Annotated in this window: 12 protein-coding genes and 1 pseudogene; 6 read left to right on the forward strand and 7 right to left on the reverse strand. The window is 38.0% G+C overall.

Going from position 1 to position 12,928, the window contains the following annotated elements; genetic code table 11:
• Positions 1-402: bacterioferritin (bfr, locus tag P20480_RS17410; RefSeq protein WP_033024849.1), on the reverse strand; the 402-nt coding region annotated here is incomplete at its 3' end.
• 14 nt (positions 403-416) lie between these two features.
• On the reverse strand, positions 417-887 hold the full coding sequence (gene bfr, locus P20480_RS17405) for a bacterioferritin (protein ID WP_006791631.1): 471 nt from the start codon (positions 885-887) through the stop codon (positions 417-419).
• Positions 888-1,337: 450 nt separating this feature from the next.
• On the opposite strand from bfr (P20480_RS17405), the gene P20480_RS17400 reads away from it, so the two are divergent.
• The 5 genes from P20480_RS17400 (at position 1,338) to P20480_RS17380 (ending at position 5,280) form a co-directional block, all read left to right on the forward strand.
• Positions 1,338-1,820, forward strand: coding sequence for a GNAT family N-acetyltransferase (locus P20480_RS17400; RefSeq protein ID WP_008126160.1), 483 nt, complete (start codon positions 1,338-1,340; stop codon positions 1,818-1,820).
• Between the two features lie 77 nt (positions 1,821-1,897).
• Entirely contained in the window at positions 1,898-3,253 is a 1,356-nt protein-coding gene (locus tag P20480_RS17395) for a DNA-3-methyladenine glycosylase 2 family protein (RefSeq protein ID WP_033024860.1), read from the forward strand.
• A complete protein-coding gene (locus P20480_RS17390; protein WP_008126165.1) occupies positions 3,250-3,720 on the forward strand; it encodes a methylated-DNA--[protein]-cysteine S-methyltransferase in 471 nt (156 codons plus the stop codon). Before P20480_RS17395 ends, P20480_RS17390 begins: the two co-directional genes overlap by 4 nt.
• Positions 3,721-3,793: 73 nt before the next feature.
• Positions 3,794-4,603: a hypothetical protein gene (locus tag P20480_RS17385; protein ID WP_033024852.1), complete on the forward strand. Its 810-nt coding sequence runs from the start codon at positions 3,794-3,796 to the stop codon at positions 4,601-4,603.
• A gap of 92 nt (positions 4,604-4,695) precedes the next feature.
• Positions 4,696-5,280 carry a thymidine kinase gene (locus P20480_RS17380; protein ID WP_008126169.1) on the forward strand — a complete coding sequence of 195 codons (585 nt, stop codon included), beginning with the start codon at positions 4,696-4,698 and terminating at the stop codon, positions 5,278-5,280.
• Here the strand turns inward: P20480_RS17380 and ltaE are convergent.
• Positions 5,263-6,267, reverse strand: a complete 1,005-nt coding sequence (ltaE, locus tag P20480_RS17375; protein ID WP_008126171.1) for a low-specificity L-threonine aldolase — start codon at positions 6,265-6,267, stop codon at positions 5,263-5,265. The two genes, P20480_RS17380 and ltaE, sit on opposite strands and share 18 nt — an antisense overlap.
• A gap of 18 nt (positions 6,268-6,285) precedes the next feature.
• Positions 6,286-7,218 (reverse strand): 23S rRNA (adenine(1618)-N(6))-methyltransferase RlmF, encoded by a 933-nt coding sequence (gene rlmF / locus P20480_RS17370; RefSeq protein ID WP_008126172.1) that lies wholly within the window; start codon positions 7,216-7,218, stop codon positions 6,286-6,288.
• 128 nt (positions 7,219-7,346) lie between these two features.
• On the opposite strand from rlmF, the gene P20480_RS17365 reads away from it, so the two are divergent.
• Positions 7,347-8,261, forward strand: a complete 915-nt coding sequence (locus tag P20480_RS17365) for an alpha/beta fold hydrolase (RefSeq protein WP_008126174.1) — start codon at positions 7,347-7,349, stop codon at positions 8,259-8,261.
• Here the strand turns inward: P20480_RS17365 and P20480_RS17360 are convergent.
• From P20480_RS17360 to P20480_RS19680, 3 genes and pseudogenes are all read right to left on the reverse strand, one after another.
• Positions 8,233-9,669: a tetratricopeptide repeat-containing sulfotransferase family protein gene (locus tag P20480_RS17360; RefSeq protein ID WP_008126177.1), complete on the reverse strand. Its 1,437-nt coding sequence runs from the start codon at positions 9,667-9,669 to the stop codon at positions 8,233-8,235. The genes P20480_RS17365 and P20480_RS17360 overlap by 29 nt on opposite strands.
• A gap of 85 nt (positions 9,670-9,754) precedes the next feature.
• Positions 9,755-12,337 carry a TonB-dependent receptor plug domain-containing protein gene (locus tag P20480_RS17355; RefSeq protein WP_008126179.1) on the reverse strand — a complete coding sequence of 861 codons (2,583 nt, stop codon included), beginning with the start codon at positions 12,335-12,337 and terminating at the stop codon, positions 9,755-9,757.
• A 345-nt stretch (positions 12,338-12,682) separates the two neighbouring features.
• Positions 12,683-12,838 (reverse strand): annotated as a pseudogene (locus P20480_RS19680) (oxidoreductase-like domain-containing protein); the annotation flags it as partial.
• Positions 12,839-12,928: the final 90 nt, after the last annotated feature.

Below are 12,928 nucleotides of genomic sequence, written 5' to 3' on the forward strand. Positions count from 1 at the left end.
CAGCCAGTCCATTTGCTCTTCTTGTTCGTTTAAAATATGGTCGAGTGCTTCTCGGCTAATGTAGTCTTTTTTACTTTCAGCTAATTTAACCGCAGCGCGAAGTTCGTCTATAGTATCAAGCTCAAAGCTCATGTTAGCAGCAATCATTTCTTCGCTGTTTTCACCAATACGTAAACGGCCTAAGTCTTGTAGGTTTGGTAAACCCTCTAAAAATAAAATGCGCTCAATTAAACGATCGGCGTTTTTCATTTTTTGAATTGACACTTTGTAGTCTGCTTTATCAAGCTGGCTAAAACCAAAGTCTTTAAACATACGTGCATGTAAAAAGTATTGATTAATTCCGACAAGTTCATTAGCAAGTACGCTATTTAACGCTTTAATTACCTCTAAGTCGCCTTTCATAACTTTAGCTCCTGCTAACCCATTTGAGATTGATGGTAATTTTCTGAGCCAATTTTTTCAATTAGGCCAAGTTGTTGTTCTAACCAGTAAACATGATCTTCTTCTGTATCGAACAATAGTTTTTGGAGTATTGCACGAGATTGGTAGTCTTGCTGTTCTTCACAGATGGCAATTACATCTTTTACGCAGGCAACAACTTCTAATTCGAGTGTTAAATCATTTTGCATCATGCTTTTAACATCGTTTCCAATAAGCAAATCACGACGCTTGGTAAGGTTTGGGACACCTTCTAAAAATAAAATACGTTTGATTAACCAGTCAGCATGGTCTTTTTCTTCTTCCATTTCATGATTAAGGCGCTCATAAAGTTTATTTAAACCCCAATCATCATACATGCGAGAGTGTATAAAATACTGATCGATTGCAGCTAACTCGTTGGCGAGTAGCGCATTAAATGCGTCGATTACTTTTTGATTACCTTTCATGATATGCCACCATAGCTTTGTTAATTATAGCTAGTGTAGTGTAAAACCAAGTAATTGCAAGTTTTCTCTATAAAAATCATTGTGTTACTATTGGTTTTGATTCTTATTTAAGTTTGCATTGTTGCTTGCTTTATAGGCTCTCTGCGTTTTGGGCACACAATCAATTTTTGCTTGAATAAGAGTAGCTTGAATATATTTAAAACAGCTTAGGTAATACGGGTGTCGTAATTAACTTTATAGCGCTGAACTCAGGTGCAAAAAATAGCAAACCACATTAATAGTTTTTAATTCAATTATATTTTTTGTTTATTAATCAATTAAGCTAATTAATGTATGGCATACTCAAACACACATTAATTTCATGGTGTGTAATACATTATCAGCACCATAAATACTTACTGAACACATATTTTAATTTAACAATAGTGCAGCACACTTAGGGTCACTACTATGAGCAAGTCAATTATAATTCGCGATGCGAAGCCAAGCGATGCCAAAATTATCTTAAATTTTATTACAGAGCTTGCGATATATGAAAAAGAGCCAGATGCGGTCAAAACAAATGAGCAAGCTATTTTAGATACATTATTTAGCGAAGGCGCCACAGCGCACAGTATTATATGTTTAGATGGCGATGAACCGATAGGCTTTGCAGTTTATTTTTACAATTATTCTACTTGGCTAGGTAAAAACGGTTTGTATCTTGAAGATTTATACGTAAGCCCAGATAGTCGTGGTAAAGGTGCTGGTAAAGCCATAATGAAGCATTTAGCTAATAAGGCGTTGAGCAATAATTGTGGTCGTTTTGAGTGGGTTGTTTTGGATTGGAATAAGCCTGCTATAGATTTTTATGACAGTATAGGTGCAAAGCCCCAAACTGAATGGATTATTTATCGTTTAACGGGTCAAGAGTTAATAGATTTTGCTAAATAGTTAAGTTCCGATTGTGGCTAGCAATGGTTAAAAATTTATTTAAACTTTGTGCTAGTCACTTATTAAAAGAGCTATTTATGATTTCATCTTACTGGCAAAAAGCACGTCAAAGTCGCGATCACCGATTTGATGGTCTTTTTTATATTGCGGTAAAAAGTACGGGTATTTACTGCAGGCCTATTTGTCCAGCGCCTACTGCGCTTGAAAAAAATGTTATTTATTATGAATTTGCTCATAATGCAGCGCAAGACGGTTTTAGGCCTTGCATTCGTTGTAGGCCAGACAGTGCACCGGGAAGTGCGGCTTGGCAAGGGGTCAAAACAACCGCTTTGAGGGCAAAGCAGCTCATTGACCAATACGATGAACATGATTGCGAAAAGTTAGCTGAAAGGTTAGGAGTGAGTAGCCGATATTTAAGACGTTTGTTTAAACAACATTTTGGTTTGTCGCTTACGCAATATCGTTTATTTAAGCAATGTCATTTTGCAAAAAAGCTGATACAAGAAACGCATTTATCGCTAACCGACATTGCATACGCGGCAGGTTTTAAAAGTACAAGGCGATTTAATGATGCTTTTTTCAAACAATTAAATATGACACCATCAGCACTGCGTCAAAATACCAAAATTCAAAGTACGTCACTTACCTTAACCCTTCCTTTTAGGCCTCCTTATAATTGGCTTGCTTTACGCTCGTTTATAGAAAAACGTTTAATTAAACCTGTTGAATGGATTTCGGAAAATAGCTACGGGCGTACGTTTTCAAATACGCTTTATAAAGGATGTTTCACTGCCGAATTTATCGAAAGTAAACATCACTTTAAAGTAAAAGTAGAGATAGACGACACGCAATATTTGCAAACAGTTATAAATAATATACGGCGGGTTCTAGACTTAGATGCTGATATTAATTTAATAGAAACTCATTTAAATAAAAACATAAACAATGCATTCACACTGTGTAACGGACTAAGGTTGCCAGGTATTTGGTCAGAGTTTGAGGCTGGTATTAGGGCTGTGCTAGGACAACAAGTAAGCGTAGCCGCAGCGCATAGCTTAGTCACTAAACTAGTTGATGAGCTCGGAGAAAAAGACGTAAACCATGTGTATTTTCCGAGTGCCGAACAGGTAGCACAAAGCAGCTTTGATTTTTTTAAAATGCCACAAGCGCGCAAAAATGCGCTACATAATTTAGCTTTGTTTTGCACCAATAATCCCGGCAATAGCGACTTAGATTTATGGCTTGATTTAAAAGGAATAGGCCCATGGACTGTGAACTATGCAAAATTAAGAGGGCAAAGCCAACCCGATATATTACTTGAGGGTGATTTAGGAATTAAAAAAGCACAAGCTGCGGCTAGTTCGTTTAACAGTGAAAAGTGCACTCCATTTCGTTCCTATTTAACGTTCCAACTTTGGCAGCAACTATCATGATTATTCAAACATACATAACAAGTCCCATAGACAATATAATAATTCAAGCAACTGAAAAAGGGGTGAGTTACGTTGGCTTTTATCCGCTTGAAACCTACCCACATGTGCCTCTTGCTAAAGTAACTAATGAACCGATATTAAGCTGTGCGCTGCAATTAAAAGAGTATTTTAATAAAAAGCGTAAAACATTTAATGTTCCATTGGATACTAAAGGGACTGAATTTCAAAAAAGTGTATGGAACGCACTTCTGGATGTCCCTTACGGTAAAACCAATACGTATGGTGATATTGCTCACGCATTAAATAACCCAAAAGCGGTAAGAGCGGTGGGGGCAGCTAACGGTAAAAACCCAGTTAGCATTATCGTGCCTTGTCATAGAATTATTGGCGCAAATGCAACGCTAACTGGATACGCTGGTGGACTCGAAAGAAAACGCTGGCTCCTAAAACACGAAGGAGTTTTGTGAATTAGTAGCCTTAAGGTTTGTATCATATATTATGAAGGTTACACTATAAAAAATACTCTAATAAAAAATAGCTATGCAATTTAATACACTATTTAATATATTTATCTTTTTATGCATCGTACCTATTAATGTTGCAAACGCCGCTGCTAAAAAGTTGCTTTTTTGCTATGAAGACAAGGAAATTGCGCCAATGTTTTTAGGTACAGGGCAAGAGATTCCGATTCAAAGGCCCGGAGCTTCGGCAGACGTACTCCGGCTATTAGATGATGCGGTTGATGGCGTTGATATTGAGTTTGTGAGAAAACCTTGGCGAAGGTGCTTGAAGGATCTTGAATCAAATAAAGTAAATGCAGTTATTGCTAGCTTCAGAGAAGGCAGAGAGCAAATAGCCGTTTACCCAATGGATGAAGATGCAAAACCTAATGCTCATTTTGCTATTAGCAGGTTTGGCAGCTGCTTGTTAGGTCGTGATATATTTCGATCGCAATGGCAATCACGCGATAAGTTTAATACCAAAACATTTACAATTGCTGTGCCAAGCGGTTATGGCTTGAGCGCTGTTTTAAAAAAAGAACCTCTTTTTGTTCACGAGACGGTGTCAAAAGAAAGTGCATTTGAGCTACTTAACAAAGGGGTTGTGGACTCAAGCATAGATATTTGCCAAGTTGATAAAATTAAAGCGTCTAGTTACCCTTATAGTGACACCGATGTAAAAGCACTATTTCCCCCATACGAATTTACGCTTGGTTATTTAGTTTTTTCGCATCAATTTTATGAAAATCATCCGACGCTTAGTCATAAAATGTGGCAGTGGGTTAGTGAATTTGATTCGGCTCCTATCTACATTGATTATTTAAATTCTGCCAAACAACCTCAAAACTAATACTTTAAATCATAAGCTTATTTGGCGTTTGAAATTGGTATTCAGTGCATATTAGGGTAGCATAAGCGCACTTTTTGTAACTTGGCACCATCATGGCTCAATTATACTTTTACTATTCTGCAATGAATGCGGGAAAATCTACCACCTTATTACAATCGGCTTTTAATTATAAAGAGCGAGGTATGGAGCCAGTTATCCTTACTGCAGCTATTGACGATAGAGAAGGTGTTGGCAAGGTTTCGTCTCGAATAGGTTTGCAAGCAGATGCACATGTATTTGATGCAAGTAAAGATGTGTATGAGTTGATTCAATTGCTTAACAATGAAAAAAAGCGCCATTGTATATTAGTCGATGAATGTCAGTTTTTATCCAAAGAGCAAGTCATGCAGTTAACTGATGTAGTAGATGAGTTAGGCATTCCTGTGCTTTGCTACGGTTTACGAAACGACTTTAGAGGTGAGTTGTTTGTTGGCTCTCAATACCTACTAGCTTGGGCTGATAAATTAATTGAGCTTAAAACGGTGTGCCATTGTGGGCGCAAAGCCAATCACGTATTACGTACAGATGAAAATGGTGATGCGATTGCCGATGGTAATCAAGTTGAAATTGGCGGCAACGATCGTTATGTATCGGTATGCCGCAAACATTACAAAGCCGCTTTAAATATTGGCCGATAACGCGTTAATAAAGGTGTCTATATCTTTTCGAGTTATCCCTAAATGCGTGACTAGCCTAAGTTGTTTACTTGGGCTTATTAGAACACCTTGCTGTTTTAGCTTCTCAGCTATATCTACAATATTAAAATCTTCATCACAAGATGCATACACCATATTGGTCGTATTACTCATATCTACGTTAAAGCCTTCAAGTGAGCTTAAACATTCAGCTAGGTAGCGCGCATTAGCATGATCGTCTTTTAAGCGACTTATGTTATTTTCAAGCGCATATTGCCCAGCAGCAGCGAGCATTCCAGCTTGTCGCATACCACCACCAAGTACTTTACGCCATCGCCTAGCTTTATTTACCAACGAAGACGACCCCAATAATAAAGATCCAACCGGTGCACCTAACCCTTTAGATAAGCAAATAGACACAGAGTCAAAATGTTTCGTTATTTGTTTAATATCAACTTCTAACTCAACTGATGCATTAAACGCACGTGCGCCATCTAAATGCAGAGCTAAATTATGCTCATTAACAAAGTCCCGTGCTTGGGCGAGGTACTCTAGGCTAAGTACTTTACCGCCAATGGTATTTTCTAGGCTTAGTAATCGCGTTTTTGCAAAGTGACTATCGTCTGGTTTAATTGCAGCGGCTATTTTATTGAAGTTAATGGAACCGTTTTGTTCGTTTTCTATCGGTTGTGGCTGTATAGAGCCTAGAACTGCTGCACCACCACCTTCAAATTTATAATTATGCGCATTTTGGCCACAAATATATTCGTCCCCACGTTCACAATGTGCCATTAAACCAAGTAAATTTGCTTGTGTTCCAGAGCTGCAAAAAAGTGCGGCTTCAAAATTAAAACGAGTAGAAGCGAAGTTTTCTAGGTTATTTACACTTTCATCGTCGCCATAAACATCATCACCGACTGGTGCACTGTACATGATATCGCGCATTTCTTTTGTTGGCTTGGTGACCGTATCTGAACGAAAATCTATCATATTTTTCCTTTTTCTTATTTAATCAAGTTCATTACAAATTTGTTCACGCGTCTCTTTATCAAAGTAACTCCAAGCAAGAAATCGGCTAACTTTTTGCCCTTGAGCCATATCAATAATTTTATATTCCGCAATTGGGTATGTTTTTAGTTTTGCTTCAAGTGCACTAAGTGAGTCTTTTTTTGAGACTAAAGATGTAAACCACAACACTTGTTGTGCAAATTCTTCACTTTCTGCAATCATTGTTGTAATAAATTGTACTTCACCACCTTCGCACCAAAGCTCGTTGTTGTTACCACCAAAGTTAAGCGTTTTACTGGGCGCTTTTCCTAAGTTTTTCCATTTTCGTTCACTTCCTTTTTTTGCCTCTTGTTCGCTTGCATGAAATGGCGGGTTACAAAGCGTTAAGTGATATAAATCTTTTTGGTTTATAACACCTTTAAATATATTAGCCGGTTTTTTTTGCAGCTTAACCGTTATTTTTAAGGCATTAAATTGTGCAATCTGCTTGGCTATTTTAACCGAGACAGGGTCTATATCTGAGCCAGTGAAGTGCCAGTTATATTCACTCGTCCCTGTTAATGGATAAACTAAATTTGCACCAGTACCTATATCAAGTACTTTAACCTGCTTACCTTGAGGGATTGTTTGTTTATTATCTTCGCTTAATAGATCGGCCAAGTGATGGATATAGTCTACTCGCCCTGGTATTGGTGGGCATAAGTTGTGCTCGGGAATATCCCAAAATTCAATATTATAGTGCGCTTTGAGTAGCGCTTGGTTGAGTGTTTTTACTGCTTTATTATTTGCAAAGTCAATACTTTTAGTACCTGTAGGCGTGTTAACTATATAAGGGCTTAAAGCCGGCAGCGCAGCTGTTAGTAAGTTAAAATCGTAACCGTTATTATGCTGATTGCGTGGGTGTAGTTTTGCACGTGGTGTATTTTTAGTCATGAATTTATTTTAGCAATCTATATCAATAGTTAATTGTAACAAATCCTCGTAATTAAAGTGCAGACAATTACTTTGGCATATTTAAAAATACTGGTACGATGAGTTGAGGGTAACAATAAGGATTAAGCGTGGCCATTTCTCAACAATCAATAACTATAAATTTAGCGGATAAACAAACACTGCATTTACGCAAAATATTCGATGAACAACAAAATGGTCCCATCGTATTCTTTATGCATGGTGCAGTCGAAAATGGCAAAATTTTTTATACACATAGTAATAAAGGTCTTGCTCCATTTTTAGCTGAGCACGGATATCGTTGCTATGTCGCTGATCTGCGTGGGCGCGGAGAAAGTAAGCCCGTTATATCTAAATCTGCTGCCTATGGGCAAACCGAAGCTATATTAGAAGATATTCCCGCGTTTATTAATAAAATTGAGCAGCTCGAAGGTTCTAAACCAGATTACTGGGTGGCCCATTCGTGGGGTGGCGTTTTAATGAATAGCGTATTTGCACGCTTTCCACATTATATTGATGATGTAAAAGCATGTGTTTACTTTGGTTCAAAACGCTCACTGTTTAATAATCATCCAAAAAAATTACTTCAAGCTAATTTTATTTGGTATTTTATGGCGCCATTACTTGCTAAAAAGCACGGGTATTTACCTGCAAAGCGCTTAAGGTGGGGAAGTGATGACGAAACCCAAAAGTCGCATTATCAAAGCATGCAGTGGGCTAAAAAAAAGCCTTGGGTTGATTCCGATGATAATTTTGATTACGCAAAAGCATTACGTTCACTTCATTTACCACCTACGCTACATATTGCAGCGGTTAAAGATAAGGCATTAGCGCAGCCAATTGATATTCAAAGGTTTATTGATGAATCTGGCCCTGGTATTCAACAAATGCGTATTTATGGTCGTCGCCATGGACACCGTATAGATTACGACCACATAAATATGTTAACTCATCCAATAGCCCGTAAAGAGCAATTTAACGATTTACTTCAATGGTTTAAGAGTCACCCTTGTTCATTAGCTTGAGCAAGGGGACTTGGTATCGTTCCCATTTACTAACGGCATTTGTATTTACTGGCTGGCGAACAGCTTGTTTGCTCAGTGTTGTGACGGCTCTTTTTTGATTGTAAAACGATAAGCAGTTTTGCTCATATTTACACCCTAAAAACTCAAAAAGAGTATTTAATTGGTCTTTAGGATTATTTACTAAGTCTTCATAGGCTAAATTAAACACAGGTAATCTTAAAGTATTCCAATGTGTCATTAGTTTTTCATATAAGCCATGGTAGTGCTTAAATTCAGTTAAAGAGCAAAAATATGGCTCGTTCTCAGCAAAATAATTACTAAATACAGAAAATGCTGTGGCATTAACGTTACGTGATAAATTAATAAACTTAGCGTTTGGAAATAAAATATAAATCAGCCCGAGCGATTGATAATTGCTTGGTAGCTTATTAATAATAATCGGCCTTAACGGTGTCGCTGTTTTTAGTGTATCAATATAAATATTACGAGCTTGATTAATTAGGCTAGGCGTTAAATTGGCTAAGCACTGAGGATACGGAGTTTTGGTTTTTTGCTCTAAAAAGGCAACAACATTATTACTAATACTCGTGTTTTCGCCTAGGCTTGAACATTGGCTATGACTTATAAGCATTTGCTCTAGTAGAGTTGACCCGCTTCTTGGCATGCCAATTATAAATACAGGCGTGATTGTTGCGGAAAAGTCTTCTTCACGTGTAGCCAATAAATCAAGAGTATTGAATTTAATGATCTGATCATAAAAAGGGTCAAGCTCTTTGGTTGTAAACGTACTTAATTTATATTGTAGCGTATTTGCTAGCTCAAAATAGTTAAAAGCTTGATCTGTATCGTTTAGTTTATCGTAACTTTTGCCTAATGCGTAGTAACACACCATTTTAAGACGTAGGTTGTTAGTTTGAGTTACTAAGTGATGCAAATTACTAATGTAATTGTGTTCTTTATTAAAACGGCCAAGTTGTACTAATTCAAATAAAATATAGGCTGTGACAGGGTATAAGCCCATACTCAATGCGTGTGCAAATGTTGTGTGCGCTTTATCCAAATCACCATGTGTTAAATAATGCTGGGCTAAGTAATAATGTGGTTCAGGGTTATGGCTTGCTAGGCTTTTTGCATATTCTAATACGGTAAGTGCGTCCTGTGGTGAATTAACACCATTAAAAGCGTCTGCCAATGCGTGAAGCGGTTCTAACATGTGCGGTAAACGTTCGCAGGCTTTTTGTAGTAAATAAACTGCGGCATCAAACTTTTCTAGTCTTAGTGCTATTTTACCTAAACCAAATAAGGCTTCGCCATTTTCGGGCTCAGTAGCAAGTATCGTTTTGTAATGAAATTCAGCTTCTTTGAGCTTGTTTTGTTCGAGTAGTTTGTTGGCTTTATCTAGTAGCATAGTGGGGCAGTTTATTTTTTATTTACTATAAAATAAAAAAGGCGAAATGTCTTAACATTTCGCCTTAATGCTTTCATTCTAAAAATTAGAAAGTATACGTGGCCTTAGCGTAGTAGAAACCACCGTTAATACCGTAAGGAGATGTTTCGTAGTATTTACCACCCCAGTTATTATTTGGGATACCCGTTGCACCTTGGAAATCAAGTTTTTCAGCATCTTGGTCAAGTAAGTTTTGTGCACCTACAGAGAAGCTGATTGAATCGTTCACAAAGTACGTAATTTCTGCATCAAGCGTTACAGATGCGTCTGCTGTTTTAGCTGTTGCATCGTAATCTACGTGAACACCTTGATATTCGCCATAGTAGTTAAGACGAGTAAACGCAGAGATTGACTCCCACTGTTGTGCCCACGTAAGTGTTGCACGGTGGTTAGGTAAGTCTTCTTCTAGGCGTTTAACTTTAAACTCACCCGTAATATCACTGAACTTAGTTACTTCAGTTTCATTCCAGTTGTAAGCAAGGCTAAATGTAGAGCTGCCACCTAAAATATCTGCTGTGTAATTAGCTACAACATCAACACCTTGAGTTGTTGTATCAAAGTCATTAGTGAAGAAACTAACTTGCGCAAGACCTTCAACATTAGGTACACCCGCAGCTGAAAGTGTATCTTTATCAGCTTGGCTAAGCGTAATTTTTTCAGATTGACTGATACGGTCTTCAACTTGAATGTTGTAGTAATCAACAGTTAGGAACAAATCGCCAATTGTATAAACTGCACCAAATGTATAACTTTGCGATTCTTCAGGTTGTAGCTCCGTACCACCAAGTTGAACAGCAACTGGGTTAGTTGGTGGTAATAATGCAGAATCTCTTAACACACCGTCACTTAAGTTTGTTTGAACGTTACTAACGTTTGCTTGACCAACGGTTGGTGCACGGAAACCTGTGCTAATTGAACCACGAATATTTAGATCTTCAGTTACATGATACTGAGCCATTAATTTGTAGTTTGTTGTGCTACCAAACGAGTCGTAGTCTTCAAAGCGAAGCGCTAAGCCCATTAAGAAGTCTTCTGTAAATGGTGCTTCAACGTCGACAAATGCTGCGTAGTTACGGCGTGTAAACTCACCTGCTTGCGACGGCTTGAATCCAGGGAAGCCGTTTGAACCAATGCCAAAACCTTGCGCTGTTAATGGGCCCGCAGTGTATGATGCTTCATCACCTGAGATGATTGTAAATGTTTCTTCATGCCATTCTAAACCACCGGCTACGTTCACATCATATGCTAGGCCAAAGTCGTAGCCTTTAGATAGATCTAAGTTAAAGTTTTTCTCTAACTGCTCATATTTACCAGGGCTAAAGTCGCGCGGTGTATCTGGACCTAAAGATGCATTCACCGTGTTGTAAATAAAGTAACGTGATTCATTTAAACCCACAGTACCACTCAGGTCATACAATACGTCCTTCATGAAGCCGTCTGTAAATTCACCTTTAGTACCAATGGTTAAAGAGGTATCAGTAATGTTGCCACCAAAGTTTGGTGTAAAACCACCCGGGATCATTTCGTTAAATGCAAAACAATCTGGATTGTTAGCTACACCGTTAATGTAAGCAGGGTCGTCTAAAACATTACCGTCTGTAATTGAAATAGTAGGACAGTTGGCGCTCATGTCGTCAGTTAAGTCTGCAACAAGAAGTGTTGCGCCATCATCGTTTGAATATACACCAGAGCGAGTATGCGGGTTACGGTAGTAAAAGCCACCACGTACATCGCGCTCAGAGTAGTTACCAAACATGTAAAATTGTGAGTTGTTTGTTAAGTCTAGGCCTACATTACCAAAAAGTGAGATATCGTCATCAACTTCTGGTGCACCCCAAACTTGAGCAAGAGACGAAACATCTGGTACGCCTGCTGCTGCAAAACCTGCTGCATCTGGGCGTTGAACTGAACGACTCGTTGCATCTGCTGTTTTGTATTGGAAGCTTAAGTTTGCAAAACCACTGTCTGTAAACGGTAAACCTACGTTACCAGAAATTTGAGTTGTATCGCCGTCGCCTTCAAAATATTGACCTTTACGAACTTCAAACTTACCGCCTTCTGAAGCGTCTTTTAATTGGAAGTTCATTACACCTGCAATAGCATCAGAACCATACTGAGCGGCTGCACCGTCACGAAGTACTTCTACTTGTTTAATTGCAATGCTAGGAATAACTGAAATATCGGCGCCTTGTGCACCATCGTTAATACCACCACCTAAAAAGGCGATTACAGATGCACGGTGACGACGTTTGCCGTTTAAAAGTACTAACGTGCTGTCTGATGGCAAACCACGAAGGTTAGCAGGGCGAACTAGTGATGCTGCATCACTAATAGGGTTTTGATGAACGTTGAAAGAAGGAACTGAGCCTTTAAGAAGTTCTAGCATGTCAGTGTTACCTGACTTTTCTAGCTCTTCGCCACCTATGATATCAATAGGAACGGGTGAATCACCAATTGAACGTGGAGCTGAACGCGTACCTACTACAGCAATTTTCTCTACATTCTTATTAACTTTAACTTCGCTTTGTTCATCTGCTGCTATTGCAGAGCCCGAGATGAATAATCCGGCGGTGGTTGTGGCTAATGCAAATTTAATCGCTTGGTTTAGCGTATTATTTTTTAATTTCATTCTAAATTTCCCCAGTTAGAATAATTTTGTTTTAGTCGTACTTTAAAGCACGCCTTAATCATAATTGTGGAACGAACAGAGTGGTTTTACGCGATTGAAATATCGAATCAAAAGAGCGTAAATACTCACCTTCTGTTAATTCCTGAATACAGACTATACATAAAAAACAACAAGAGCAATTATTAATTAACTATTAAATAACAAAACTTTAATTAGGTAAAAAAATCCAAAGGTGGTGCATTTTAGTGCTACTTATAACAATTTGTGTGCAGGTTAAGATATAATTGGGAATATTAATGCAGGTGGGGAAGGGGTTTTCGAGGTTGGCTTTTTAAATGTCATCCTGTTTTTTGTTTTAGTTTGCAAATTTGTTAATTTCCATGTTGCTAATTTTTCTCTATATTCATCCCACACACATGAATAACAATTGCCACTGCCGCAACATTCATCAGATTTTGGTTTTTCAGGTTTTTGTGGAATTTGAGTTGTGAAATCAGTCATAGTTAATACTTTTTGGCACTAGTTTGGTGCGAAGGATAAAGTATAGTCATAATCAAGTAAATTATTCTTTGTTAACCCAACAGCATGTGT

It is taken from the genome of Pseudoalteromonas sp. BSi20480 (assembly GCF_000241365.1).
Lineage (GTDB): Bacteria > Pseudomonadota > Gammaproteobacteria > Enterobacterales > Alteromonadaceae > Pseudoalteromonas > Pseudoalteromonas marina.

Coding starts and splice junctions, on each gene's coding strand:
- bfr (WP_006791631.1), bottom strand. CDS start 887: ATGAAAGGTAATCAAAAAGTAATCGACGCATTTAATGCGCTACTCGCC.
- P20480_RS17400 (WP_008126160.1), top strand. CDS start 1,338: ATGAGCAAGTCAATTATAATTCGCGATGCGAAGCCAAGCGATGCCAAA.
- P20480_RS17395 (WP_033024860.1), top strand. CDS start 1,898: ATGATTTCATCTTACTGGCAAAAAGCACGTCAAAGTCGCGATCACCGA.
- P20480_RS17390 (WP_008126165.1), top strand. CDS start 3,250: ATGATTATTCAAACATACATAACAAGTCCCATAGACAATATAATAATT.
- P20480_RS17385 (WP_033024852.1), top strand. CDS start 3,794: ATGCAATTTAATACACTATTTAATATATTTATCTTTTTATGCATCGTA.
- P20480_RS17380 (WP_008126169.1), top strand. CDS start 4,696: ATGGCTCAATTATACTTTTACTATTCTGCAATGAATGCGGGAAAATCT.
- ltaE (WP_008126171.1), bottom strand. CDS start 6,267: ATGATAGATTTTCGTTCAGATACGGTCACCAAGCCAACAAAAGAAATG.
- rlmF (WP_008126172.1), bottom strand. CDS start 7,218: ATGACTAAAAATACACCACGTGCAAAACTACACCCACGCAATCAGCAT.
- P20480_RS17360 (WP_008126177.1), bottom strand. CDS start 9,669: ATGCTACTAGATAAAGCCAACAAACTACTCGAACAAAACAAGCTCAAA.
- P20480_RS17355 (WP_008126179.1), bottom strand. CDS start 12,337: ATGAAATTAAAAAATAATACGCTAAACCAAGCGATTAAATTTGCATTA.